Consider the following 24,912-nt stretch of genomic DNA (forward strand, 5'->3'; position numbering starts at 1 on the left):
TCGTCGCGCCGGATGCCGGATCGGCACACGCGCGATGCATCGTCGCCGGCCGGACAGTCGCAGCCGCTGGAGCGTGGCATCGCGCACGACGCGCGCGCCGTGCGTCTATCCCCGCACGTTGCCGCCCGATGTGCGGCGATCGTCACGCCGCGTAGCGTCACGTCACGTCACGTCGCGTCACGCAGGCGGCACCGATCTCGCAGTCGCGATATGTGCCGCGCACGTGGGCATCTGAGTCTGATCGAGGTTGCACGATGTCCTCCCGCGCGCATCTGCCGATGACGATGTAAAAGGTGCGTGACATGAATCCGCTGCGCGTCCGCATTTGCATCCGCTGTCGCATCCCCAGTATCCGCGCCTCGCCGCACTCCCATCTGCCTCCTCCCCGCCCGCCTCTACATCCGCCCGCACTTACACACTGACGACGCCCAGTCCCGGCCGGCTCGGCACGCGGCTTGCGCCGCCGTCCCCGGCTCGTGCGCCGAGCCCTCACTGATTACCCGCGCGAAACCGTCACATGTACGCCATGATCAAACACTTCAGGCGACTTTTGCGCATCGTGCCCGCCTCGCGGCCCGGCCCGCCGGCGTTGCTCGCGAGCGCGCCCGGACGACGACCATGACGACGAGCCGGTATGCGCCTTCGCCCGAAGTCGTGATGGCCGACGAGCCGCCCGATGGACGCGGGTTGCGAATCGCCACCTACAACGTGCACGGCGGCCGCCGCGTGTGGTCGGCACGGGCGGTCGAGCGCATCGTAGCGGTGGTCGGCGAACTCGATGCGGACGTCATCGCGTTGCAGGAGGTGCCGCTCGGCGGCACGCGCACGCCCGACGTGCTCGCGCCGCTGCGCGCGGCATTGGGCATGCACCTGGCGGTAGGCGCGACGATCGACACGCCCGAACGCCGCCAAGGCAATGCGGTGCTATCGCGCTGGCCGATCCGCGCGGCGCGCGCACTGGACTTATCGCTTCGCAAGCGCGAGCGGCGCGGCGCACTCGACGTCGACATCGACTGCCGCGCGGGCTGCATTCGCGTGGTCACGGCCCACCTTGGGCCGTGCGTGATCGAGCGCAGCGCGCAGGTGCGGCGGCTGCTCGCGGCATTCGATACCGGCGCGTCGCCGGTGATCCTGCTGGGCGACATCAACGAGCGATGCGTGCACGGCCGCGCGCTGCAAGCGCTTGTCACGCGGTTCCGGCGCGCCCCGGCGCCGCGCACATTCCCTACGCTGTGCCCGGCGCTCTCGTCAGAGCGGATCTGGGTTCATCCCGGCGAACTGCTGATCGACGCGCTCGTGCATCGCAGCGCCCGCGCGCGGCAAGCGTCGAACCACTATCCGCTCGTCGCCCGGATACGAACGGCGGTGGAGCCGGGCGTGAAGCGATCGTGACGCAATGTGCCGGAGCCTCGGCCGGCGAGGCGGCGGGCCCGGTGCGCCCCGCGACGCCGGCTGCGCACGGCGCTATCGCGCAGGCGCGTGCGAACGTGCGCGTCGACGGCGCTCACCCGTCGCTGTCGCGCAGCGGGCCATCGTCGTTGCGTTGCATGCATTGCAGGATCGACAGGCCGTCGTCCGTGAGCGCGGGCCGGTTCTCGCCCGCCGCGTCGCATCGCATCACGATGAGGCGCCGTTCGAACAGCGCGACGACATCGTCGCGATCGAGCTGGATCTGTTCCGGCGCGCGATGGATCAGGAACAGCGCGGCAAATTCATGAGCGCTCAGCATAGTAGTCGTTTCCCCGTTGAAGGCTTGGCGCAATGCGGCGGCTGCACGGACGCATCCGGCGCTGCACGCGAGAACGAAGACGCTTGCACGGAACATGCCAAAGCGGGCCGGCCGCCGCGCACACCGGCGGCGCGCGGCGCGGGCCGACGATGTGCCGTGCGCCCGCCTGGTCGCGCGCCCGCTTTGCTTGGAAAGCTTTCAATCGCGTGTAAAGCCGGATGCCGCCCCGGACGGACGATGCGGCAACGGCATTGCGCGCGAGCGGTCATCGCCGACGCGGTTCGACGGCGCGCGCCTTCGCGAGCGCGGCCACCGCACGGTCCCGGCGGCGGAAATAGCCGCTGTGCAGCACCACGCCGCCGTTGTCGCGCGCGAGCACGTCCGCGCACGCGGCGCGGATGCGCTCGCGGCCGCGTTCGAACGCGGCGCGCAGATCGTCTTCCAGCGCGCCACGCGCACCGAAATGATCTTCGAGCGCCTCGGCCGTGATCGCGCAAGGCACGCGTCGACCGTCGACGTCGGCCCAAAAGCGCAACAGCAGCGCGGCGCCGTCGAATTCGGGTGGCTCGCCCATCAAGCGCACGCGCGCAACGGATTCAGCCGGCATCGGTCAATGTCTCCTGCTCGTCAGCGCCGTTGGCCGGCGCGCCGTCGAACGCGCCGAACGCGCCGAGTGTGGGCGGCGTGCGGCACGCGCTCAGGCCGCCGCGCGCGGCCCGAGCGCTGCGCGTTTGCCGATAGCCGCCGCGCGCGGCACGCATCGCCATGACGCCATGCGCCGATTGATCGCTCATCCCCTTCTCCTGATGCATCGCGGCACGGAACGCGCCGCCATCGTCACGTCACCATCCCGCGCCTCGCGAAAACAGCATGTGTGACGCTGCCCGAAGTGAACCAACCGGCGCGGCTTGGCGCCGATGGCAACCGCGCAACGCCGCGCGGCGCCTGTAAAGATTTCAACGGCATGTAAGCGCGCGCCGCGCCCGCCGCCCGTCACTGCAAACGGCGGGCCGCATCGAGCATCGCATCGGTCAGCTCGACGCTCAGCGTCTGCGCTTGCCCCTCGGGCAGGCGCTCGAGCTTTTGCTGCACGGTTTCGTGCAGCATCGCGTGCACGCGGCGCCGAGCGCCGTCATCGAGATCCGCGTAGCGCGCCATCGTGCTGCAGTCGAGCGTGAGCACGACCGAGTGGTGCGTCGACACAGGCGGCGCATCGGCCGCCACGGCCCACGCCGCATGAAAGATGATCCTGCCTGTTTCCACATCGAGATGAACGGTCGTATCGAAATCGCCGTCGTCCACACCGTCGTCGATCTCGGCCTGTGCAAGCCGGGGCTGGAAACTCGATTGCATGGTGTTCTCCTGGATGAGGGCCGCGCGCCCATCGGCAAGCGCGGGCCACGGTGCCGTGCCGGTGCGCCGGCGCGAGCGTCGATAGCCGACCGGCGAGCCGGGCCGCTCGACGCCGGTGCCGCTCATGAAAACCGATGAATTGCGCCGTTTTTCAGCAAATGCCATTCCGGCGCGCGGCTGGACCGGACCTGACTGGACCGGGCAACGCGGACGCTGCACGCGGCACGTGCATTGCGGCGCGGCTTTTCGTCGGCCATTCATCGGCGTTGTTTCATCGATGTGCAGCACGCGCGCGGCCGAGGCATTCGCGTTGCCCGCGTCGCGGTGCGGCGGTGACGTCGAAGCCGGAGTCTGCCGCGTTGCGCACCCGTCCGCCCCGGCTTGTTCTCATGCACGAAATTCTTTGGTATTTGACCGTCGGCACGGTGCTGATGGGCATGGGCATCGTGGCATCGGCGCTGCGGCACCTGCCCATCAGCGCCGCCATGATCTATCTGGCGCTCGGCGCTGCGCTCGGCCCGGCCGGCATCGGACTGCTGCGGCTCGACATCGAACGCGACGCGCGCCTGCTGCGCATCGTCGTCGAGATCGCGCTGCTCGTGTCGCTGTTCGCGATCGGGCTGCGGCTGCGCGTGCCGCTGTCAGACCGGCTCTGGCTTGTGCCATGCCGCCTCGGCTTGCTCGCCATGGCCCTCACCGTGCCGCTGCTCGCGGCCTGCGCGATGCTCGCGCTCGGGCTCGGCTGGGGCCCGGCACTGCTGCTGGCCGCGATCCTCGCGCCGACCGATCCCGTGCTCGCGCACGACGTGCAGGTCCGCGATCCGGGCGACCGCGACCTGGTGCGCTTCGCGCTGTCGGGCGAAGGCGGCATGAACGACGGCATCGCGCTGCCGTTCGCGCTCGCCGGTCTCGCGCTGTGCGGCGCGCCGGCCGCCACGCACGGGCTGCCGCCGCTGTCGGCCGCGTTCGGACTCGCCGTGCTATGGGGCATCGCCGGGGCCGCAGCGATCGGCGGCGGTCTCGGCTGGTCGGCAACGAAGATGATCGGCTGGCTGCGCACGCGGCACGCACAAGCGCTCGGCCTCGAAGGCTTTTTCGCGCTCGCGCTGATCGTGCTGTCGTTCGGCGCGGCGCAGCTTGCGCAGACGTTCGGCTTCATCGCGACGTTCGCGGCAGGCGTCGCGATGCGACGCGTCGAGCACCGTGCGAGCGGCGAGCGTGCGCCGCGCGAGGTGATCGGCCAAATCGATTCTGGGGACGTCGTGGCAACCGAAAAGCACCCCGGCAAAGCCCATGCGTTCATGGCCGAAACCGTGCTCGGCTTCACGATCGAACTCGAACGGATCGCGGAAGCGCTGGTGATGACGATGGTCGGCAGCGTGCTCGCGACGCTGCCCGGCCCGCTAGTCACGTGGCGCAACGCGGCGCTCGCGATCGCGCTGCTGGCTGCCGTGCGGCCGCTCGCGGTACAGCTCGCGCTCGCGGGCTCGCGCGCGACGCACACGCAGCGGCGCCTGATGGCTTGGTTCGGCATTCGCGGGATCGGCTCGTTCTACTACCTGTTGTTCGCGCTCGAACACGGGCCCGCCGACGCGGTGCGCCCGCTCGCGGCGCCGGCGCTCGCGGCGATCTCGGCGTCGGTCATCGCGCACGGCCTGTCCGCAACGCCGCTGATGAAGTGGTACCACCGGCTGCCGCACCGGCGCTGATTGCCGCTGATCGCATTACGCCGGCGCGAGCCGCGCAAGCATCTTCGCGGTGATGCGGCGCCGCGCATGCGCATAACCGTCCCACGGATCGCGCGCGAGCGCGTCCAGCCGCGCGCGCAACGTGCCGATCGTCCATTGCGCGCCACCCGTGGTCGCGGGCACCTCGTCCCAACGGATCGGCACCGATACGCCCATCCCGGGCCGCGCGCGCGCCGAATAGGCCGCGACTGTGCTCGCGCCGCGGCTGTTGCGCAGATAATCGACGAAGACCTTGCCGTGCCTATGGCGCGGGCCCATCGTCGCGGTGAAGCGATCGGGCAGCGCGCCGGCGACATGCCGCGCGAGCGCGCGAGCGAACGCCCTTGCGTCGTCCCACTGCGTGTGGCGCGTGATCGGCACGACGACGTGCAGCCCCTTGCCGCCGCTCGTCTTGCAGAACGATGCAAGCCCGAGTTCATCGAGCAGTTCGTGGAGGATTTGCGCGGCTTCGATCATCGCATGCCAACGCAACCCCGGACCGGGATCGAGATCGAACACGATCCGATCGGGCCGCTCGATTCGGCGCACCTGCGCATTCCACGTATGCAGTTCGATCACACCCATCTGCGCGGCGCCGAGCAGCGCCTCGACGCTATCGATCGTCAGCAGCGGCCTATGGCCGGGATCGAGTCCGGCATGCTGGGTGACGAATGGAATCTCGCGGCGCCCGGCATGCCGCTGGAAAAACAATTCGCCTTCGATATCCTGCGGAGCGCGCACGAGCGACACGGGCCGGCCTGCCAGCTCGGGCAGCAGCCACGGGGCCACCCATTGCCAGTAATGCACGAGATCGATCTTGCGGATGTGATGCCGCGGATCGAGCATGCGCTGCGGATGCGTGATGCGCACAGGGTCGGCCGTGCCGGCCCGCGATTCGTCGTGTGCCGCGCGAGCGCGCGCGGGCGATCGATGCGACCGGCCGCCGTGGTCGCGCTGCGCGGGTGCGTCTTGCGTGCGCGAGGCGCCAGCGCGGCGGCCTGCGTAAGTATGGCGAGCGCCCATCGTCGCCTCCGTTGCGGGTTGAGAATGGCGGGTTGCGGATACGGGCCGAGCGGGCGACTTTTCTGACGATTCGCGGCCGGCTCGGCCATCACGTCCGGCCATCACCGTTGGTCATCACCCATACGCTCGGCCGTCGCCCTCCGATCGCGCGCCGCCCGAACGGCGCGGCGCTAAGCATCCAGTTCGGCCGCCTGCGGCTCGCGCGCCCACGAGCGATGCTCGCCGAGCGCGTCGGCGAACGCGCGCAGCACCGCGTCGAGGTCGCCCTGCTGCCCCACGCACACGCCGGGCGCCGATTCGGACAGATGCGCGGCGCTCAGCAGTTGACGCCCCGAGCCGATGGCCGCGATCGGTTTCAGGTGCTTGAACGCCTCGCGCACGAAGTGGCGCGCGTCGGCGCTGTGCGTGAGATCGCGGCCGTCGCCGCCGCATACGAACACGGCGTCGAACATCACCGACGGCATCCCTGCGAAGCTCGCCTGCGGCACGATGTGGCCGATCGGCGCGAGCGTCGGCGCGACGACGCTCGGCACGGCGTGTCGCGCCAACAGCGCGTCGCGCACCTGTTCGATGAGCGCCGGGCTCACGCCCGGCGTGGCGACGAGCGCGATCTTGCGCGAGCGCATGCCCGGCTTCGCCCGCTCGATCAGGCTCAGCGCGGGCGAGCGCTGCGCGACGGCCAGCGTCACCGCCGCGCTTGGCACAGGCAGGCCCAGCCGTTCGGCGACCTGCGCGGCGAGCCCCGCGTCGAAGCGCGCGAGGATCTGATTGACCACGCGCTCGCGAATCTCGAGCGCCGTCACCTTGCCGAGTTCGAAACTGTACGCGTCGCGGATATGCCGCTGCTCGACATCGCTCATGCTTTGGTAAAACAGCGCGGCCTGCGAGAAATGATCGGCGAACGATTCGCTGCGCACGCGCAGCTTTTCGCCGTCGACCCGCTCGCGCACGGTCTCGAAGCCGCCGTTGGACGCCGCCGCGGGCGTCTCGCGCGGCCAGCCGCCGTCGACCGAATTCGGCTCATAAGATGCGTGGCCTGCCGCGATCGTCTGCCGGTGCATCCCGTCGCGCTGGTTGTTCGCGAACGGACACAGCGGCCGGTTGATCGGAATCTCATGGAAGTTCGGCCCGCCGAGCCGGCTCAATTGGGTGTCCGTATAGGAAAACAGCCGCCCTTGCAGCAGCGGATCGTTCGTGAAATCGATGCCCGGCACCACGTGTCCGGGGTGAAACGCAACCTGCTCGGTCTCGGCGAAAAAATTGTCGGGGTTGCGGTTCAGCGTCATTCGGCCGATCGGCCGCACCGGTACGCGCTCCTCCGGAATCAGCTTGGTCGGATCGAGCAAGTCGAAATCGAACGCGTCGGCGTCCTCGGGCTCGATCATCTGCACGCCGAGTTCGTACTCGGGATAGTCGCCCCGCTCGATCGACTCCCACAGATCGCGCCGGTTGAAATCCGGATCGTGCCCGGCGATGCGCTGCGCCTCGTCCCACAACAGCGAATACGCGCCGTTCACGGGCCGCCAGTGGAATTTCACGAAGCGCACGGCACCGGCCGCGTTCACGAAGCGGAACGTGTGCACGCCGAAGCCGTCCATCGCGCGAAAGCTGGCCGGCAACGCGCGGTCGGACATCAGCCAAAGCACCATGTGCGTGGCCTCGGGCACGAGCGAGACGAAATCCCAGAACGTGTCGTGCGCGGACGCGCCGGTCGGCATTTCGTTGGGCGCCTCCGGTTTCACGGCGTGCACGAAGTCGGGAAACTTGATCGCGTCCTGAATGAAGAACACGGGCATGTTGTTGCCGACGAGATCGTAGTTGCCCTCGTCGGTGTAGAACTTCACCGCGAAGCCGCGCACGTCGCGCACCGTGTCGGCCGAGCCGCGCGGCCCCTGCACCGTCGAGAAGCGCACGTAGACGGGCGTTTGCACGGCCGGGTCCTGCAGGAACGCGGCTTTCGTGTATTCGGCCATCGACCGGTACACGCGGAACACGCCGTGCGCGGCCGAGCCGCGCGCGTGCACGACACGCTCGGGAATGCGCTCGTGATCGAAGTGCGTGATCTTCTCGCGCATGATGAAGTCTTCGAGCAGCGACGGGCCGCGCGCGCCGGCGCGCAGCGTATTCTGGTTATCGGCGATGCGCACGCCCTGGTTGGTGCGCAATGCCTCGCCGTCGGGATGCACGCGGTATGTGTCGAGTTGACGCGATTTCGCGCTGTCGGGCTGCGGCGCGGGGTTCGACGGCGGATGGCCGCGATGGGAATTCGTCATCTGAAGCTCCTCGTCAGGGTCGGAAGGCAGCCGCAACGCAAACGCACCTGCGCCGCGGCCCGGGGGTCAACGCAAACGCAGTGCGGCGTCCAATTCGGCCGCCGTCACCTCGAGCGCCACGCGGCATTCGATCGCGGCGTCGTCGGCATGCCACTGGCGCTCGTCCACGGCGCGGCACGCCGCGTTGCACAGATGCATACGCACACGCCGGCGCTCGGCCGCGTCCAGCGTCGTATAGCGGGCAAGCGCGTCGGCTTGGAACGCCAGATCGACCGTGCAGCGGCAATCGCGCACACGGGCCGATGCCGACGCGCGCACCCACGTCACCTGAATCGTCAACCGTCCGGACGTTTCGTCCGCATACACGGCGACGCTCGTGTGCGACGCCGATGCGCTCGCACGCGCAGGTCCGAGTGCCGCGATGCAGACCGGCCGGCCATGGGGCGCAGTCATCGGCGCACGATGCCCAGCAACAGCGTGACGATGAAGATCACGGCGAACAGGTAGAACAGAATCTTCGCGATCTCGGCCGCGCCGGCCGCGATGCCGCCGAAGCCGAACACGGCCGCGACGATCGCGACGATAAAAAAGATCAGGGCGTATCGAAGCATGAATTCCTCCTTGGAAACATTGATCGCCGCCGCTGATCCGGCAGCTTGATCGGGCGTTGTGCGCCCGGGGGGCGGCGGGGTTCTCGCGCTGCGTGTTGCTTTGCGGTTCTGCGGTTCTGCGGTTCTGCGGTTCTGCGGTTCTGCGGTTCTGCGGTTCTGCGGTTCTGCGGTTCTGCGGTTCTGCGGTTCTGCGGTTCTGCGTTCTGCCGTTCTGCCGTTCTGCCGTTCTGCCGTTCTGCCGTTCTGCCGTTCTGCCGTTCTGCCGCCCGGCAGCCGATGGCGGCTGCCGGGCGCGGCGCGCTCGAGCCGCAAGCGTCACTTCACGTCACATCCCATCGCTTGAGATGGCTTCATCTGACGGGCTTGATTTCCGAGACGCCCGGGTTCGCCTGCATGATGGCCGTGCGAAACACCGTGCGGCCGGCAAGGGCACCGGCACGGTTTCGCCGCTGCCGAACCAATGCGTGCCGTGCGCATCGGCGCGGGCTCGCCACGCAGCGCCCCTCCGCCGCTCGGCCGGCGCAATCCTCATCGCCGGCCGGCATTTCGTGACGGTGTGGCGCGCAAACAGGATGCCGCGCGTCGCGAGAGTGCGCGTGAGCGCGGCAGATACGGTTGCCTCTGAAATGCAAGCGTGACGCGCATCGATCAGACTCCTCACGGTTCGCGGGATTCGTCATCGCGCCATCCGTGCAGCTTTCGTGCCAGCCGCTTGTCGCTTGTCGCTTGTCGCTTGTCGCTTGTCGCTTGTCGCTTGTCGCTTGTCGCTTGTCGCTTGTCGCTTGTCGCTTGTCGCTTGTCGCTTGTCGCTTGTCGCTTGTCGCTTGTCGCTTGTCGCTTGTCGCTTGTCGCTTGTCGCTTGTCGCTTGTCGCTTGTCGCTTGTCGCTTGTCGCTTGTCGCTTGTCGCTTGTCGCTTGTCGCTTGTCGCTTGTCGCTTGTCGCTTGTCGCTTGTCGCTTGTCGCTTGTCGCTTGTCGCTTGTCGCTTGTCGCTTGTCGCTTGTCGCTTGTCGCTGCGCCGTATCTCTCCGCGCCCTCGGCGAAGACCTCTTTTTTACAAAAGGCTGGAAACTTTAGGCGCGTGGGTGCCGCCCGCCAAAGGCCGCCAGCAACACATCGGGTGCGGCACCCCGCATCGGTTCGCGAACCGATGCGGCCAATACGACCGCCGCCTTGAGGCGAGCCGCCTTGTTCGGTGGCGCAGCACGTCGTCATCGCTTCACGTCGACGCAGGCGGCGCGATTCGCGGCAAAACGCTCGGCCAACGCCCGCCGATACCTCACGCGCCGGCGCGATGCGCTGCCGCGCGGCACATTCGCCCCGCCGTTTGCGCGCGGCGCGCGCCGCATCGCGCGCCGTCAGATCTCATACGCAGCCATCACGATCCACAGTTCGCGCCCGTCGTCGCGCACCCGCGCCGCGAGCGCATACCGGTCCTGCGGCTTGCACGCACGCTGCAGCGCGAGCCGGGCGGATTCGGCGGTGGCGAAAGTCTCGTCGCCGAGCGGCCGCACGTCGGTCTTGCCTTCGAACATTCGGCGCTCGGGCCGATAGATCAGCGGCTCCTGCTTCCACGCAGTGAAGCGGCGCGTCACGGAATCGAACCCACCGCCGCATACGTTGACTTCGTAGTGAATACTTTGCTGCTGTTTCGCTGCAATCATCGTTGCGCCTCCCGCTTGCCATCGCGTGGCGGTCGCGCCGCCGCGGCGCGACGAGCGCGCCGTTCGGCAGACACCGCCTCCGCCCGTTCGACACCGCCCCCACTGTTGCGCGCCCCGCCCCGCGCTGTTTGGGGCCATCGCGCCACTTCGCGCCATCGCGCTGTTTAGCGCCATTCCATCGCGTTTGGTGCCATTGCACCGCCCCTCGCCATCCCCGCCACTCCGCCGGCATGCGGCAAGCCGCGTGCCGCGGACACACCGGGCACGGCAAATGCGTCATCACCGACGTCATGGCACGGAGCATCACGATGAACGATTCGACCCGCTCGAGCCCGCCCCGCTCAGACGCCAACGCACCGTTCGACCAGCGGCAAACGGAACCGCCGCCTTCGAACGAGCGCGGCGTCACGCGCGCGCGCCACCGCACGCATCAGCCGCGCCACCCGGAACGCCGTCCCGTCCCGCCGCGCGATGGCGCCGGTGCGGCCGGCAACCCGCCCGCCGCCACGCGTGCGACGCGTATCGATCCGGATACGCCGCCGGGCACGCACGACGAAGGACCGTGGCAGGACAGCCGCGAGCGCCGCGGCCCACCCCGTTGAATGGCGCACCGCCCGCCGAACCGGAGGCGCGCGATTCGCCCAACCAAACGCAAGGAGGACTTCATGCATCGCGTCAACGAAATCATGTCGCACGACGTCGTGCGCATCGCGCCGACCGACTCGATCCGCCAAGCCGCCCAACTGATGAAGCGCTACGACATCGGCGCACTGCCCGTGTGCGACAACCGCCGGCTGATCGGGATGGTGACGGACCGCGACGTCACGGTGCGGGCCGTCTCGGCCGGCAAGCCGCCCGAGACGCGGGTTCAGGAAGTGGCGTCCGGGCCGATCGCATGGTGTTTCGACGACGATTCGATCGACGAAATCCAGCGCTACATGGCCAACGCCCAATTGCGCCGGCTGCCGGTGGTCAATCGCGACAAGCAACTCGTCGGCATGCTGTCGCTCGCCGATATCGCGACCCGCACGCAGGACGCCTCGCACAGCGAGGTGGCGAACACGCTCGAAGGCGTGTCGCAACCCAAGCAAACCTGACGGAGCGCAACGCGGCCCGCGTCTCGGTCACCCGTGCGCCTGCGCGCCGCTCAGCGCGCAGGCGCGTTCATGCAGCCAGTAAGGAGGACGATCATGCAAACATCCGAACAGCAAGGCCAGACCCGCATCATCGGCAAGGGCGCCGCGACGGCGGCCGGCCCCGGTCCCGACGTGATGGCGGCCGACACGCTGGAAGGCGACAAGGTCTATACGACCGACGGCGAGAACATCGGCAAGATCAAGCACATCATGCTCGACGTGCAATCGGGCCGCATTGCGTATGCGGTGCTCTCCAGCGGCGGCCTGCTCGGCATCGGCGACAAGCTGCTCGCGATTCCGTGGAGCGCGCTCACGCTCGATACCGAACGCAAGGGTTTTCTGCTGTCGGTTTCGTCCGAGCGTATTCGCAGCGCGCCGGGCTTCGACAAGGATCACTGGCCCAGGATGGCCGACCCGCAATGGGCTGAGCCGCTGCATCAGTTCTACGGCAGCGCGCCATACTGGGCCGCCGGCGACGAACTCGGGCTGACCGATCCCACCGAGGAGCCGAGCGGCTCGCTCGGGCGCGGCACTCGCCTCTGACCGGCGGCCGCGCACCGGCGCGTCGATTCCGCGCCTGGCATGCGGGATCGTGGCGCGCCTGCCCGCGCGAATGCAAACGCGCCACCCGCAACCGGCCGTCCGCCCGCCACGCAACGGCGGGCCGCGCGCGGCCCGCCGCGCAGTGCGTTTCGACACCACGTTTCAACCGTCTCGCTTCGTGACCCGTTCGATCTCCCGCGCGAGTTGACGCACGTCGATCGGCTTGCGCAGATAGCCGTCGAAACCGGCTTCGCGAACGCGCCGCTCGTCGGCGAGGCCCGCATGCGCGGTGACGGCCAGCACGCGCACATCGCGCCCCTCGTGCGATTCGCCGCCGTTGCCCTTCGCGCCGCGCCGCAGCGCATCGAGCAGCCAGAAGCCGTCGCCGTCGGGCATCGCCAGATCCGACAGCACGACGCTCGGCTGCATGTCGGCCGCCACCTTGAGCGCCTCGCGCCCGGACGCCGCGATGGCCACGGTGGCGCCGAACGTCGTCAGCGCCGCGGTCAGGCTCGCGCGCGTCGTCGCATCGTCATCGACGATCAACACGCGCTGCGCATGCAGCGCGAGCGGATCGCGCCCGCCATCGGCCGGCGCGGCGCTCCACGCCATCGCACCGGCGAACGACGGGCTGGCCGGCAACGTCACCGTAAACGTCGCGCCGCGGTTGCGGCCCTCGCTGTCGACGGCCACGCTTCCGCAGTGCAACTGCGCTATATGACGCACGATCGACAACCCGAGGCCGAGCCCGCGCCGCGACGACGCCGGCGAATCGTCCGCGCGGCGAAACATGTCGAACACGTATGGCATGAATTCCGGCGCGATGCCCTGCCCCGTATCGGAGACGCGCAACACCGCGTGCGCGTCGTCGCGCGCGAGCGCGACCGTCACGGTGCCGCCGCCGGGCGTGAACTTCAGCGCATTGGATACGAGATTCGACAACATCTGCCGCAGCCGCTCGGCATCGCCCGACACGACGCACGCGACGACCGTGCAATCGAAACGCAGCGCGATGCCGGCCGCCGCTGCCGCTGTCTGAAACGCGTCGACCGTATCGGAAAACAAGCGCACGATATCGACCGGCATCAAGTCGAGCCGCAGCTTGCCGGTGGACAGCGACGACGCATCGAGAATGTCGCCGACCATCCGCGTCAGCGAGCGAGCGCTGCGGTCGATCGCATCGATCGCTTGCTGTTGCAGCGTCTTGTCGCCGGAATTGCGCAACACTTCCACCCAGCCGTAGATCACGTTCAGCGGCGTGCGAAGTTCGTGCGATACGGTCGCGAGCAGTTCGTCCTTGAGGCGGTTGGACGTGTGCGCCTGATCGCGCGCGTCGCGTGCGCCTTGCAGCGAACGCCGCGCGCGCAGATCGCGCCGCCGTTGCTCACCGGTCTCGCGCAGCGTAAGCGACAGCGCCACCCGCGCGAACGCGTCGCCGCGCACCCGGCCCGCCGACGCGGTCACGCGAAACCGCCGGCCATCGCGGTTGACACAAAGCAGATCGAGCGGTCCGCGCACGCCGTCGAATGTCTTGACGGCCGGCTCGCGCTTTAACCAGCGCATCGCGATCAAGCTATCCAGTTCGCGCCCGATCGCCTCGCGCTCGTCGTATCCGAACATCCGTTGCGCGGCGGGATTCCAACTGACGATGCGGCCTTCGCGATCGATGCCGACGATCGCGTCCGGCGATGCGTCGACGAGCGCATGCGGCAATCGCGACGCGTCGGCGCGCGCCCGCTCTTCGTGTTCTTCGTGTTCTTCGTGTTCTTTGTGCTCTTGGCGTCCTTCTCGTCCTTCTCGTCCTTCGCACCCCTCGTGCTTATCGTGCTCATCGTGCGCGCTTCGTTCGCCACGCTCGCCGTGCTCACCTAGTTCGCCGTGTCCGCGATGCGCATCGCGCCTATCGCTCTGCGTCTGCTCGTCGTGCAGCAACAGCACCGCGCCGTCGATATCGCCGCGCGCGCCACCGATCGGCGACGCGATGCCGGCCACCGGCACGAGGCCGCCGCGCCCCGGCGAGTGCAGCCAGTGCCGGCACGTCGCCGCGGCCCCACCGAGCGCGCGATCGAGCGGTGCCGTGCGCACGCTGCGGCCGTCGCTGTCGCATAGGCGCAGCACGTCGTGCACCGGGCGCCCGATCGTGCCGTCGAGCGGACAGCCCACGAGATCGGCCGCCGCCGCGTTCAAGTGCGTGATCCGGCGCTGCGCGTCGATCGCGATCACGCCGTGCGGCAGCGCATGCAGCACGGCCTCGAGCCGCGCCCGCGCGGCGGCCTCGCGCCGGCGCGCCCGCTCGTTCGTGAGCCGTGCGTGACGCAGCATCGACGCGCCCGCGCAAACGAGCACGCCGATGATCACGAACGCGCCGAGCCGGATCACGCGGATGGACAACGGCTCCGTATAGGCCGACGGGTCGGACAGGAACAGCGTCCAGACGAGCAACGCGCTTGCCACGGTCGCGGCCGCGCCGAACCCGAACGACGTCGCCCACGCAGCGCCCGCGAGCAGCGGGTAATACAGGATCAGCGGCAGATTCACGCCGCCGAAGCGGATCGCGAGCGCCTGCAGCACGGTCGCAATGGCGACCATCATCACGGCAATGACGTAATCGCCCGCCCGCGTTCGGTTCGCCTCACCCATCACACGCCCTCCGTTGCGCTTGCCAGGCGCGCGCCGCTGGTAACGCCCGCGGGCATGGCCCATGCTCGCCAGGTCAGCCCGCGGACCCGTCCGCGCACGCTCGAGGCTGTCCTGCCATGACCTCTCCGACACACTGGCTCGTCATCTCGCCGCATCTCGACGATGCTGTCTTCAGTTGCGGGCAGTGGCTCGCGCAAGCACCCGGTTCGGTCGTCGTCACCGTGTTCGCCGGCATTCCGCCGCCGGGCACGGCTGTGCCGCCGTGGGACCGGCGCGCGGGTTTCGCCACGGCCGACGAGGCGATGCGCGCACGCCGCGACGAGGATCGCCTTGCATTGGCGCGGCTCGGCGCGCGGCCCGTTTGGCTCGATTTTCTCGACGATCAATACGGCGTGCCGGCCCCGACAATGTCGATTGCCGCATGCATCGGCGCGGTGATCGACGCGCATCCGGGTTTCGGCGTGCTCGCGCCGGCGGGCCTGTTTCATCGCGATCACGTGCGGGTTCAGTACGCTGCGCTGTCGTTGCTGCGTGACAGCGCCCAAACGCGCACCTGGCGATTCTTCGAAGACGCGCCATACCGCCGGATTCGCGGACTGATGGCCACACGCATCGCGGCATGGCGCGAATGCGGCTGGATTGCGCATCCGGTCGCCGCGCCGGTGTACCACGCGGACAGCCTGACGGCGAAGGCGGCCGCGATTGACAGCTATGCGAGTCAGATTGCGCTGTTCGAGCCCCATGCGCTCGTCGACCTCCATCAACCCGAAACATACTGGCGGCTCGAATGCGGCACGGCATCCGCATGACGTCCGCGTGAATCGCAGCGCCGCCGCATGACACGCGCATCATCGCCATCAACCCGGCGCGGCGGCGCGCGGCCGCCCCCTCTTTTACGTCGACACGGCGGTTCGCCCTGCCGGGCAGCCCGATCGTGCCACGCTGCCCGGCCGAAGCGGCGGCCCGGCGGTACGCGGCGCTCATGCAAGCGCGCGGCCGCCGCGCGCCTTCGCCGCTCGGCGGCCCACCGGCGCGGCGTGCGCTCGTGCGGTGCCGCGCCGGCGCGTGGCTTGTTCGAACGTAGCAATTGACGGTCCTTCACTTGCCGCTGGCGCTGCGCGACGCGGCAACGCGCCGCCGCGTTGCCGCCCGCCGTGCGACAGGGACGGCATGGCCGCGCCGGCCACGCGCGCAAACGGTGCGATGGCCGCCGCGCCTGCGGCGCGAAGGCCCCGCGCCGGCGCTTGCAGGCTTGCGATGGATCGTGCGCGAACGCCGCGTCGTTGTGCCGAGCGTCGAACGCCTGCGCGCCGGCAACACACGCCGCCGCGCCGAAGCGAACGCAGAAACGACGCAATCGGCTCGACATCAGGAATCAGGCTTGTCCGCCCCGCTTTTGTGTTGCGCGAGCCGGTTGTACAGTGTCTTCAGGCTCACGTCGAGCACCTCGGCCGCCTGCGAGCGCACACCGCCGCACTGCTCGATCGTGCCGAGAATCAGGCGTCGGTCCACTTCCTCCAACGTCGTGCCGAATGGCACGGTCATGCGCTCCTCGTGCGCATCCACCATGTCCGACAGTTCCTCCATGATCGGCGGAGGCAGCGAATCGATCACGTCGGCGTCGCTGAAGATGCTCGCCCGCTGCACGAAGTTGCGCAGCTCGCGCACGTTGCCGGGCCACGCATAGCCCTTCAACGCTTCGCGCGCGGCCGGCGCAAAGCGCAGATTGCGCCCGCTCTGCGCGTTGTAGTGCTGCAGGAATGCGTCGGCGAGCATCGGGATGTCATCGCCGCGCTCGCGCAGCGGCGGCAATGCGATCGGAAACACGTTGATGCGGTGATAGAGATCCTCGCGCAGCTTGCCGCCGGCTATCGCGGCCTCGGGGTCCCGGTTCGTCGCGGCGACGATGCGCACATCGACGTCGATCTCGCGCATCGAACCGAGCCGCGTGAGACGCCCGGTCTCGAGCACGCGCAGCAACTTGACCTGCGATTCGAGCGGCATTTCGGTGATTTCGTCGAGAAACAGCGTGCCGCCGTCGGCGCGCTCGAAGAAACCCTTGTGCTGACGCTCGGCGCCCGTGAAGCTGCCGCGGTCGTGGCCGAACATTTCGCTCTCGACGAGATTCGCCGCAATCGCGCCGCAGTTGATCGCGATGAACGGCCCGCGGCGGCGCAGGCTCAGATCGTGAATCGTCTGCGCGGCCAGTTCCTTGCCGGTGCCCGATTCGCCCGTCAGCAACACCGAGGCCTCGGTGCGCGCGACGCGCCCGATCGCGTCGTAGACAGTTTGCATCGCGGGCGAAATGCCGAGCATGCGGCCGAAGCGGCCAAGGCGCTGCAGCTCCGAGCGCAGCTCGGCGATCTCCTCGTGCAGCGCGCCCGTGCGCGGCACGCGCGCAAAGATGCTGTTGAGGCGCTGCATGTTGAGCGGTTTCACGAGATAGTCGGTCGCGCCGCGGCGCAGCGCGTCGATCGCGGTTTCGAGGCTCGCATGCCCGGTCGTCAGCACGATTTCGCAATGCGCGCGCTTGGGCAGCGCATCGAACAAATCCATCCCGCTGCCGTCCGGCAAAACGAGATCGCAGAGCACGAGATCGGGTGTATGGGCGGCGACGAGCGTGCGCGCCTGCTCCAGCGTGGCCGCCGTATCGCACGACAGTTGCTGGGTTTGCGCCACCGCCGCGAGCATCGAGCGCGTGTCGGCATCGTCTTCGACGATCAAGACATAGGGCATCGGACCCTCCTGCAATGCGGCAGGCGCGCAAACGACGGAACCGCGGCGAGCATGCGGCGCATCCGTGCGCCGAGCGCGGCGCGTTCGGCGCGCGGCTCGCGACTGGATAGAGAGCGCCTGCCATGAAAAAAATATGCTTAGCAGTATAGAAGAGTCGTGGCGCGCTGCGGCAATCATCGAATAAATCTATCCGCGGCATACATTGGCATTGCGAGATTCAATGCTCCGTCACAGGTAAAAAATATAAGCTGAACGAGGGGTCAACACGGTAAAGCAACGTGTGTGATTTTCATTCTGTCTCGACGCAGTTTGTCGGCACGTCTCCATTTCCCATTGCGCCATGTCGAAACCCGGTGATGACGGCGGGCGGTTGTTCGGCCGCTCGCCTTCGATTCAAAACCTGTTGCTGAAGATCTCGCGGGTGGCCGCCACGCGGGCCAGCGTGCTGATTGTCGGCGAAAGCGGCGCCGGCAAGGATATCGTCGCACGGCTCGTGCACGATATGAGCCCGCGCCGGCGCGGGCCGTTCGTGCCGGTCAATTGCGGCGCGATTGCGCGCGATATCGCGGAGTCGCAATTGTTCGGCCACGAGAAAGGCAGCTTCACGGGCGCCGTCGCTCAGCACATCGGCATGTTCGAAGCCGCACGCGGCGGCACGCTGTTTCTCGACGAAATCGCCGAGATGCCGGCCGATTTGCAGGTCAAGCTGCTGCGCACGCTCGAGACGAACACGATTCTGCGCGTGGGCGGGCACGAACCCGTTGCGCTCGATCTTCGCATCGTCGCGGCCACCCATCACGATCCCGTCGAGGCCGTGCGCAGCGGCCGCCTGCGCGAAGATCTGTTCTACCGGATCGCCGCGATCGCGCTGCACGTGCCCGCGCTGCGCCAGCGCGACGACGACGTCGGCGACATCGCGGTGCAAATCGTCGAGCGTCTGAACGCGAAGCACCGCACGCGCAAGCGGCTGTCGACGCAGGCGATGAAGGCGCTGCGCGCCTATACGTGGCCCGGCAACGTCCGCGAGTTGCGCAATGCGCTCGAACGCGCGTTCATCCTCGCGGACGAGCAAATCGAGCTGCATCTGCCGCGCAGGCCGCCGCCGCGCGACGATCTGTGCCACGACGCGATGAAGCTGCACATCGGCACGACGCTTGCGCATACGCAGCAGCGCTTCATCGCCGGCTCGCTGCGGCACTTCAATGGCGACAAGCCGCGCACCGCGAAAGCGCTCGGCATCAGCCTGAAGACGCTGTACAACCGCCTCGCGCTGATGCCCGAACACGAACGCGACATCGCGAAAACGACCCGCGCCGCCTCCCGCTAAAGCTGCCATATCGCTATTTCACGCCGTCACATCGCGCAGCGCCGCATCCCAGTCGCGCACGAACCGCTCGATGCCGAAGCGCTCGAGCGCATCGCGGCGCGCGGCCGCGCCCCACTGCCGCGCCAGCCCCGGATCACGAATCAGCATGTGCATCGCGTCGGTCAGCACCGCCATCCGCGTGTCGGCCACGCCGTTGCGCCCCGTCTTCACGAGTTGCGCCATCTCGGTGGTGGCCAGCGCGATCACCGGCAGGCCGATCATCATCGCCTCGATGACGGCAAGCCCGAGGCTCGTATAGCGAATCGGATTGAAGAAAAACCGGTAATCGCACAGCAGGCGCGGCAACGCCGGGTTCGGCACTTCACCGATTCCGCCCAGTTCGGCCGAACCCATGCCGACGAGATCGAGCGGCACGCTGCGGCGCACGCGGTCGAACAGATCCGCGCCGAGACGCCGGCCGCGGCGGGCCAGATGATTCACCACCGTCACGCCCTTGGGCAGCGTGCCGCGATACGCGACATCGCGGGGCACCGGCACGCCGTGCTCGATCACGCGGGCAGGCGTGATGCCGTTGTCCCACATCAACGCGTTGAACGGCGTGACGTGAACCAGCAGCACGTTTTCGTCCTGCACGGGATGCAGCGTGTCGGTCGGATGCTCGCGCGGCGGATCGTGCTCGACGAACAACGCGGGCAGCGCGCGCTGTTCGTCGCCGAGCAGCCGCACGCGATCGTGCCGATAGTGGCTGTGATGCTGATACAGCACGCAGTCGAACGCCGTGTCGCGCACGCACTCGGCCGGCACTTCGTGCACATTGTTCCCCCACGGCAGATGTCCGACGCGGCCCGCATAGCCGGGCGGATGCTGCGGTTTGGTCACGATGAAGAAATCGTGCGGCGCGTGCGACAGGTAATACAGATAATTGCCGTGCACATGCCAAGTCAGTACGCGCAAACGCTTGTTACGTTGCATGATGCCGCTCCTTCGCGAGCCATGCCGTTGCCCGATCGATCACGTCGCCCGCGCCGATCGCCGTCGCGCACGCGGGAGCCGGTGCGCATGCGTCGAACATACGCGGCCCATTGCGCCGCTGCCGGCGCGCCGCGCGGATCGCCCGTCAACGGCGAGGCGGCTCGCGGCCGGACATGTCCGGCTCGGACGCGCGGCCGGCAGGCGGCGTCGGCGCGACGATCCGCTGCGACGGATTCAGCACCGTGCCGGCATCGCCGTGGCCGCTGTCTTCACGCATTGCTTCCCCTTTGTCTTCGTCTCGAGCGTCGCGGCGCACGCGCACGCGGTTGTCGACGTCACGCACGCCCATGCAGCTATCGGCGATATCCTCGATTCCGTGCTTCATCCAGCGCGCGGGCACGGTGCCGTCGAGTTCGACACGCGCGTCGCGCACCTGCACGCTGACGTCGCTGACGTCGATGTCGAATGCGCGCGTGAGCCGCTCGCATACGTCCTCGCAAATGCGTTCGTCCGAGCGCGTGTAGCCCTTCGGCCCCTGCCGGTGCCGAGGCGTGTCGCACTCGCCGCCCGCGCCGCAGCGGGACAGCCCGTGCGCTTCGCCAACTGGCTGCCGCGCGCCGCCGTCATCGGGCTCGTCGATGTACCGGCCGATCCGGAAATGCCCGCGATACGCCGCCTGCTCGTTGCCGCCGCGGCGTTCGTCCGCGCGTCTGTCTGGTTCGCCATAGCCGCGCTCGCGCGCGTAACCCGCTGGCGCACCGCGCCAGCCCGCGTCGCGCCGCCCCACCTGAGGCAGCGGACGAGGCGGCGGTTCGCCCCATTCGCCGCCCCAGGGCGGCGGACTGTCGTCATCGCGTGCGAATCGGTAGGCGAATTCGCGGCTATCGTCCGGCAGCAGCGATTCGTCATAGCCCGCCATGTCCGGCTCGCCTATGCCCCGCCACGCCCGCTCGTCGCGCGCGGGCCAATCCGGCGGCCGTTGCCGCTCGAGTTGCCGGCCCACTCCAGGTTCAGGGTATCGTCGCTTCATCGTGCCTCTCCTTGATTGCGTGTCGCAAACGGCGCGGCCCCGCGCCTTATGCCGGTCAGCGTGTCGCAATCCCCGTGCCGACGCGGTGCGCCACAGGCGATGCACGGCACGGCGCGCCGAAGCGGGCCGGTTGTTCCTATCTTCCATTCCGTTGCAGTTTTTTCGTGTACGCGGCCCGATGCGATATGTGGCCGCAATCGAATACGTCCGGGGTGGAGTCGCGCGCGCGCGAGCCGCGTCGATATGCGCGCGGCCGCCGGGCGCCGCGGCGCCGTCGGCCGATGCGCGCGCCCGCGCGTCGCTTGGAGGGTATTGCTGCCGGACGCGGCAAACGCATCGGGATAGATGCAGGACACGCCGGTATTCCGTTTTGCGCCGTTCGCGCCGGACAGCCGCGCGCGCCATCACGCCGGCATCCCGGCCTCGCCCCGGCCGCGGCCCACAGCAAAAAACCCGCGAAGCGTTGCGCCATCGCGGGTTTCAGACCACATCGGAAGAACGGCTTGAAAAACGAACTGGTGCCGGGGACCGGGCTCGAACCGGCAAGCCGATTAAGGCGGCGGATTTTCGTCACACCACTTCTTTCGAAGCCGGCGCGCCGCGATGCGCGCGCCGTTCGTGCGCTGGACTATGCCTTCGCCATCGCCCGCATGCGGCGTGGGCCGCATGCGTCACTTTAGGCGCCCCCCGTCTAGTCTCTACACCTTCCCCCCGCGCCGCTTGCGCGCTCGCTTCGGGCTTGGCTCGGCGTTGCCTCGGCGCATCGCGCGCCAGGGGTTTCGCCGAATTTGAAGGGTTCTGCACCGGCCGTTTCCGGCCGGGCACTCAATCGTTTAAGTCCGCTATGTTTACCAATTTCATCACCCCGGCAAGGGCGGAGCGCATTCTACCATCTGTGCGCCACGGCGCCCGCTTTCGTCCCCAATTGCCGCCCCCGGCCCGCCACGTTGCGTCGGCAGCGCGCGTCATCAGCTTTTCATCGACGCCCGCGACAATACCGAAGACGAAAACGTTTACATCCCATCACGCCGACCCACGCCATGACGCCGACTATTCGAGATGTCGCCGCGCTTGCCGGCTGTTCGATCGCCACCGTGTCGCGCGCCATCAACGCGCCGCACACTGTCAGCCCGGCCACGCTCGCGAAAATCCGCGCCGCGATCGACACGCTGCGCTTCCGTCCGAACCCGCTCGGCCGGCAGTTGCGCAGCGAGCGCACGCAGTTGATCGGCGTGGTGCTGCCGACGCTGTCCAACCCGGTGTTCGCCGAATGCCTGCATGGCATCGACGAACTCGCATCGCGCGCGGGCTTCAAGCTGATCGTGATGTCGACCGAATACGACACGGCGCGCGAGCGGCATGCCATCGAAACGCTGCGCGCGCAGCGCGTCGAAGGGCTGGTGCTGACCGTCGCCGATGCCGATGCCCATCCGCTGCTCGACGCGCTCGACGACGAAGGCTCCGTCTACGTGCTGATGCACAACGACACGCCGCACCGCCCTTCGGTGGCGGTCGACAATTACCGCGCCGCGTACGACGGCGTGCAGATGCTGATCGGTCAAGGCCACCGGCGCGTGCTGATGCTCACCGGCTCGCTCGACGCATCGGATCGCGCGCGGCAGCGTGCGCGCGGCTATACGCAGGCGCTCGCCGATCACGGCCTCGCGCCGCTGCCCGCGCTCGAAGTCGATTTCAACGCTCAAGCGCTGCCGCCCGCCGTGCTCGCGCATCTGAGCGCGCCCGCCACGCGCCCGACCGCGCTCTTTTGCAGCAATGACTGGCTCGCAATGGTCGTGATGCGCGGGCTGCGCGATGCGCGCCTGACGGTGCCGCACGATATCTCGGTGCTCGGCTTCGACGGCCTCGCGGTTGGCGAGCTACTCGCGCCGCCGCTCGCGAGCATCGCAACGCCGAATCGCGAAATCGGCCGCGCCGCGTGGCGGCGCCTGACCGAGCGCATCGCCGGCGAGCACCATGCGCCGCTCGCGCTGACGCTGCCGCACACGTTGCGCGCGGGCGCGACCGTCGCGCCGCCTCGCGACGCGCACGCGCCGAGGCTCGTGTGATGCCGCCGCGGCGCCCTCCCGCCACCGCCGCGCCGACGCCGTCTCGGCACGCCGCGCGCCGCGCCACCCATGCCGCCCATGCCGCCCCGATCATCGATCGCCCATGCCTGCTCACTCAAGGAGACCTGCCGTGACTGTCCGCCGTTCGCTATTTCCGCGCCTGCCGCGCGCCGCGCTGCGCCGCGCCTGCGCCACCGCGCTGACGACGCTTGCCGCATCCGCGCTGTCGGCCGCCGCACCCGCCGCGCACGCGGACGAAACCGCGATCTGCTACAACTGCCCGCCCGAATGGGCAGACTGGGCCGCGCAGATCGCGGCGATCAAGCAGAACACCGGCATTCGCGTACCGTTCGACAATAAAAACTCCGGCCAGGCGATTGCGCAGCTCATCGCCGAAGCGAAAAGCCCGGTCGCGGACGTCGTCTATCTCGGCGTGTCGTCGGCATTCCAGGCCAAGGACAAAGGCGTGATCGCGCCTTACAAGCCCGCGCACTGGAACGACGTCCCGGCAAACCTGAAAGATCCGCAGGGCTACTGGTTCGCGATCCATTCGGGCACGCTCGGCTTTTTCGTCAACAAGGACGCACTCGACGGCAAGCCGGTGCCGCGCTCGTGGGCCGATCTGCTCAAGCCCGAGTACAAGGGCATGGTCGGCTATCTCGATCCGTCGAGCGCGTTCGTCGGCTATGCGGGCGCGGTTGCGGTGAACCAGGCGCTGGGCGGCAGCCTCGACGATTTTCAGCCGGCGCTCGACTGGTTCCGCAAGCTCAAGGCAAACCAGCCGATCGTGCCGAAGCAGACCGCCTATGCACGCGTGCTGTCGGGCGAGATTCCGATTCTGATCGACTACGACTTCGACGCGTATCGCGCGAAATATAAGGATCGCGCGAACGTCGAATTCGTGATTCCGAGGGAGGGCACGATCTCGGTGCCCTATGTGATGAGCCTCGTCAAAGGCGCGCCGCATGACGCGAACGGCAAGAAGGTGCTCGATTTCGTGCTGTCCGACGCGGGGCAGAAGCTGTGGGCCAACGCGTATCTGCGGCCGGTGCGCGCGCAGGCGCTCGCCGCCGACGTCGCGGCGAAGTTCCTGCCCGCCAGCGAATACGCGCGCGCGAAAAGCGTCGATTTCGGCAAGCTCGCGGCCGGCCAGCAAGCGTTCGGCCAGCGGTATCTTCAAGTGATGCAATGAATATTTCGTCACCCTGACGATTTGACGATTGGAAGGCGCTCTTCGATGTCCGATCTCACGTTTCCCGTGCGCTGGCGCATCGCGCTCGTCGCACCCGCGCTCGCGGTGTTCGCCGCGTTCTGGCTGTTGCCGATGGCCGCGCTCGTTCGCTTGTCCGGCGGCGACGCGTTCGTCGATGCATACGTCGCGCTGCTGTCGAACGCGCGCTATATGAAGAGCCTTGCGGCCACGCTCGCGCTGTCGGCGGCCGTCACGCTCGTCACGCTCGTGCTGTCGACGCTCTCCGGGCTGTTGCTCGCGCGCCGCGAATTCGCGTTCAAGCGCGCGCTGATCGCGCTGCTGACGTTTCCGCTCGCGTTCCCGGGCGTCGTCGTCGGCTTCATGGTGATCATGCTCGCGGGGCGGCAAGGCTTGATCGGCATGCTGAGCGCGAAGCTCACCGGCAGCAAGTGGGTGTTCGCGTATTCCGTCGCGGGGCTCTTCGCCGGTTATCTGTATTTCTCGATTCCGCGCGTGATCGTCACGGTGATCGCCACCGCGTCGAAGCTCGATGCGTCGCTGGAGGAGGCGGCGCGCTCGCTTGGCGCATCGCCGCTGCAAGTGTTGCGCGACATCGTGCTGCCCGCGCTCGCGCCCGGCCTCGCCGCCGCGGGCGCGATCTGCTTTGCGACCGCGATGGGCGCATTCGGCACCGCCTTCACGCTCGCCACCGATCTGAACGTGCTGCCGATGACGATCTACACCGAGTTCACGCTGAACGCGAACGTCGCGGCCGCCGCGGGATTGTCGATCGTGCTCGGGCTCGTCACATGGACGGTGCTCGCGCTCGCGCGCAGCGTGAGCGGCCAGACCGCCGCCGCCTGCGCATGACGGCGCGAGCCGCGAGGATTC

23 protein-coding genes and 1 pseudogene are annotated in these 24,912 nt (G+C 68.5%); 11 read left to right on the forward strand and 13 right to left on the reverse strand.

Translation table 11 applies throughout. The features are described from left to right. Positions 1-618: 618 nt before the first annotated feature. A complete protein-coding gene (locus tag AQ611_RS12470; RefSeq protein WP_069234700.1) occupies positions 619-1,392 on the forward strand; it encodes an endonuclease/exonuclease/phosphatase family protein in 774 nt (257 codons plus the stop codon). A gap of 112 nt (positions 1,393-1,504) precedes the next feature. Here the strand turns inward: AQ611_RS12470 and AQ611_RS12475 are convergent, their stop codons facing one another. The 4 genes from AQ611_RS12475 to AQ611_RS12490 form a co-directional block, all read right to left on the reverse strand. Then, positions 1,505-1,729 carry a hypothetical protein gene (locus tag AQ611_RS12475; RefSeq protein ID WP_059513980.1) on the reverse strand — a complete coding sequence of 75 codons (225 nt, stop codon included), beginning with the start codon at positions 1,727-1,729 and terminating at the stop codon, positions 1,505-1,507. A gap of 265 nt (positions 1,730-1,994) precedes the next feature. Next, the gene (locus AQ611_RS12480; RefSeq protein ID WP_069234701.1) at positions 1,995-2,336 is read right to left on the reverse strand and encodes a DUF1488 family protein; all 342 of its coding nucleotides are present in this window, start codon (positions 2,334-2,336) and stop codon (positions 1,995-1,997) included. Continuing rightward, positions 2,326-2,523 (reverse strand): hypothetical protein, encoded by a 198-nt coding sequence (locus AQ611_RS12485; RefSeq protein ID WP_102720225.1) that lies wholly within the window; start codon positions 2,521-2,523, stop codon positions 2,326-2,328. The genes AQ611_RS12480 and AQ611_RS12485 overlap by 11 nt, the downstream gene beginning before the upstream one ends. A 199-nt stretch (positions 2,524-2,722) precedes the next feature. Then, on the reverse strand, positions 2,723-3,082 hold the full coding sequence (locus tag AQ611_RS12490) for a DUF3022 domain-containing protein (protein ID WP_069235284.1): 360 nt from the start codon (positions 3,080-3,082) through the stop codon (positions 2,723-2,725). Positions 3,083-3,471: 389 nt separating this feature from the next. Here AQ611_RS12490 and AQ611_RS12495 point away from each other — a divergent pair, with 389 nt between their 5' ends. Further along, positions 3,472-4,791, forward strand: a complete 1,320-nt coding sequence (locus tag AQ611_RS12495) for a cation:proton antiporter domain-containing protein (protein WP_059514193.1) — start codon at positions 3,472-3,474, stop codon at positions 4,789-4,791. A 15-nt stretch (positions 4,792-4,806) separates the two neighbouring features. On the opposite strand, the pseudogene ligD reads toward AQ611_RS12495, so the two are convergent. The 5 genes and pseudogenes from ligD to AQ611_RS12525 form a co-directional block, all read right to left on the reverse strand. After that, positions 4,807-5,895, reverse strand: a pseudogene (ligD, locus tag AQ611_RS12500) (non-homologous end-joining DNA ligase); the annotation flags it as partial. 107 nt (positions 5,896-6,002) lie between these two features. Further along, positions 6,003-8,105, reverse strand: a complete 2,103-nt coding sequence (katE, locus tag AQ611_RS12505) for a catalase HPII (protein ID WP_069234703.1) — start codon at positions 8,103-8,105, stop codon at positions 6,003-6,005. A 66-nt stretch (positions 8,106-8,171) separates the two neighbouring features. Next, entirely contained in the window at positions 8,172-8,558 is a 387-nt protein-coding gene (locus AQ611_RS12510) for a DUF3022 domain-containing protein (RefSeq protein ID WP_069234704.1), read from the reverse strand. Then, entirely contained in the window at positions 8,555-8,716 is a 162-nt protein-coding gene (locus AQ611_RS12515; RefSeq protein ID WP_069234705.1) for a DUF1328 domain-containing protein, read from the reverse strand. The genes AQ611_RS12510 and AQ611_RS12515 overlap by 4 nt, the downstream gene beginning before the upstream one ends. A 1,357-nt stretch (positions 8,717-10,073) precedes the next feature. Further along, positions 10,074-10,379 (reverse strand): hypothetical protein, encoded by a 306-nt coding sequence (locus AQ611_RS12525; RefSeq protein ID WP_069234707.1) that lies wholly within the window; start codon positions 10,377-10,379, stop codon positions 10,074-10,076. Positions 10,380-10,687: 308 nt separating this feature from the next. Here AQ611_RS12525 and AQ611_RS12530 point away from each other — a divergent pair, with 308 nt between their 5' ends. From AQ611_RS12530 to AQ611_RS12540, 3 genes are all read left to right on the forward strand, one after another. Then, positions 10,688-10,981, forward strand: coding sequence for a hypothetical protein (locus AQ611_RS12530; protein WP_069235285.1), 294 nt, complete (start codon positions 10,688-10,690; stop codon positions 10,979-10,981). 63 nt (positions 10,982-11,044) lie between these two features. After that, complete coding sequence (locus AQ611_RS12535) at positions 11,045-11,476, forward strand: CBS domain-containing protein (RefSeq protein ID WP_069234708.1); 432 nt, start codon at positions 11,045-11,047, stop codon at positions 11,474-11,476. A 93-nt stretch (positions 11,477-11,569) separates the two neighbouring features. Further along, positions 11,570-12,058, forward strand: a complete 489-nt coding sequence (locus AQ611_RS12540; RefSeq protein ID WP_069234709.1) for a PRC-barrel domain-containing protein — start codon at positions 11,570-11,572, stop codon at positions 12,056-12,058. A 162-nt stretch (positions 12,059-12,220) separates the two neighbouring features. On the opposite strand, the gene AQ611_RS12545 is transcribed toward AQ611_RS12540, so the two are convergent. Then, the gene (locus tag AQ611_RS12545) at positions 12,221-14,698 is read right to left on the reverse strand and encodes an ATP-binding protein (protein WP_102720210.1); all 2,478 of its coding nucleotides are present in this window, start codon (positions 14,696-14,698) and stop codon (positions 12,221-12,223) included. A gap of 116 nt (positions 14,699-14,814) precedes the next feature. Between AQ611_RS12545 and AQ611_RS12550 the strand changes: the two genes are divergently transcribed. Beyond that, positions 14,815-15,507 carry a PIG-L deacetylase family protein gene (locus AQ611_RS12550; RefSeq protein ID WP_069234710.1) on the forward strand — a complete coding sequence of 231 codons (693 nt, stop codon included), beginning with the start codon at positions 14,815-14,817 and terminating at the stop codon, positions 15,505-15,507. 559 nt (positions 15,508-16,066) lie between these two features. Here the strand turns inward: AQ611_RS12550 and AQ611_RS12560 are convergent. After that, positions 16,067-17,434, reverse strand: a complete 1,368-nt coding sequence (locus AQ611_RS12560) for a sigma-54-dependent transcriptional regulator (protein WP_059514016.1) — start codon at positions 17,432-17,434, stop codon at positions 16,067-16,069. A 340-nt stretch (positions 17,435-17,774) separates the two neighbouring features. On the opposite strand from AQ611_RS12560, the gene AQ611_RS12565 reads away from it, so the two are divergent. Beyond that, the gene (locus AQ611_RS12565) at positions 17,775-18,761 is read left to right on the forward strand and encodes a sigma-54 interaction domain-containing protein (RefSeq protein ID WP_059514020.1); all 987 of its coding nucleotides are present in this window, start codon (positions 17,775-17,777) and stop codon (positions 18,759-18,761) included. Between the two features lie 18 nt (positions 18,762-18,779). Here AQ611_RS12565 and AQ611_RS12570 read toward each other — a convergent pair whose 3' ends face one another. Together AQ611_RS12570 and AQ611_RS12575 are read right to left on the reverse strand one after the other, a co-directional pair. Then, on the reverse strand, positions 18,780-19,733 hold the full coding sequence (locus tag AQ611_RS12570) for a glycosyltransferase (protein WP_059514023.1): 954 nt from the start codon (positions 19,731-19,733) through the stop codon (positions 18,780-18,782). A gap of 145 nt (positions 19,734-19,878) precedes the next feature. After that, positions 19,879-20,763, reverse strand: a complete 885-nt coding sequence (locus AQ611_RS12575) for a BON domain-containing protein (protein WP_069234712.1) — start codon at positions 20,761-20,763, stop codon at positions 19,879-19,881. 503 nt (positions 20,764-21,266) lie between these two features. Between AQ611_RS12575 and AQ611_RS26350 the strand changes: the two genes are divergently transcribed. From AQ611_RS26350 to AQ611_RS12595, 4 genes are all read left to right on the forward strand, one after another. Then, a complete protein-coding gene (locus AQ611_RS26350; RefSeq protein ID WP_156789224.1) occupies positions 21,267-21,443 on the forward strand; it encodes a hypothetical protein in 177 nt (58 codons plus the stop codon). A 360-nt stretch (positions 21,444-21,803) separates the two neighbouring features. Further along, positions 21,804-22,829: a LacI family DNA-binding transcriptional regulator gene (locus AQ611_RS12585; protein WP_069234713.1), complete on the forward strand. Its 1,026-nt coding sequence runs from the start codon at positions 21,804-21,806 to the stop codon at positions 22,827-22,829. A gap of 130 nt (positions 22,830-22,959) precedes the next feature. Continuing rightward, complete coding sequence (locus tag AQ611_RS12590; protein WP_069234714.1) at positions 22,960-24,021, forward strand: ABC transporter substrate-binding protein; 1,062 nt, start codon at positions 22,960-22,962, stop codon at positions 24,019-24,021. 45 nt (positions 24,022-24,066) lie between these two features. Beyond that, positions 24,067-24,891 carry an ABC transporter permease gene (locus tag AQ611_RS12595; protein WP_059514035.1) on the forward strand — a complete coding sequence of 275 codons (825 nt, stop codon included), beginning with the start codon at positions 24,067-24,069 and terminating at the stop codon, positions 24,889-24,891. Positions 24,892-24,912: the final 21 nt, after the last annotated feature.

Source organism: Burkholderia singularis, from assembly GCF_001718875.1.
Classification (GTDB): domain Bacteria; phylum Pseudomonadota; class Gammaproteobacteria; order Burkholderiales; family Burkholderiaceae; genus Burkholderia; species Burkholderia singularis.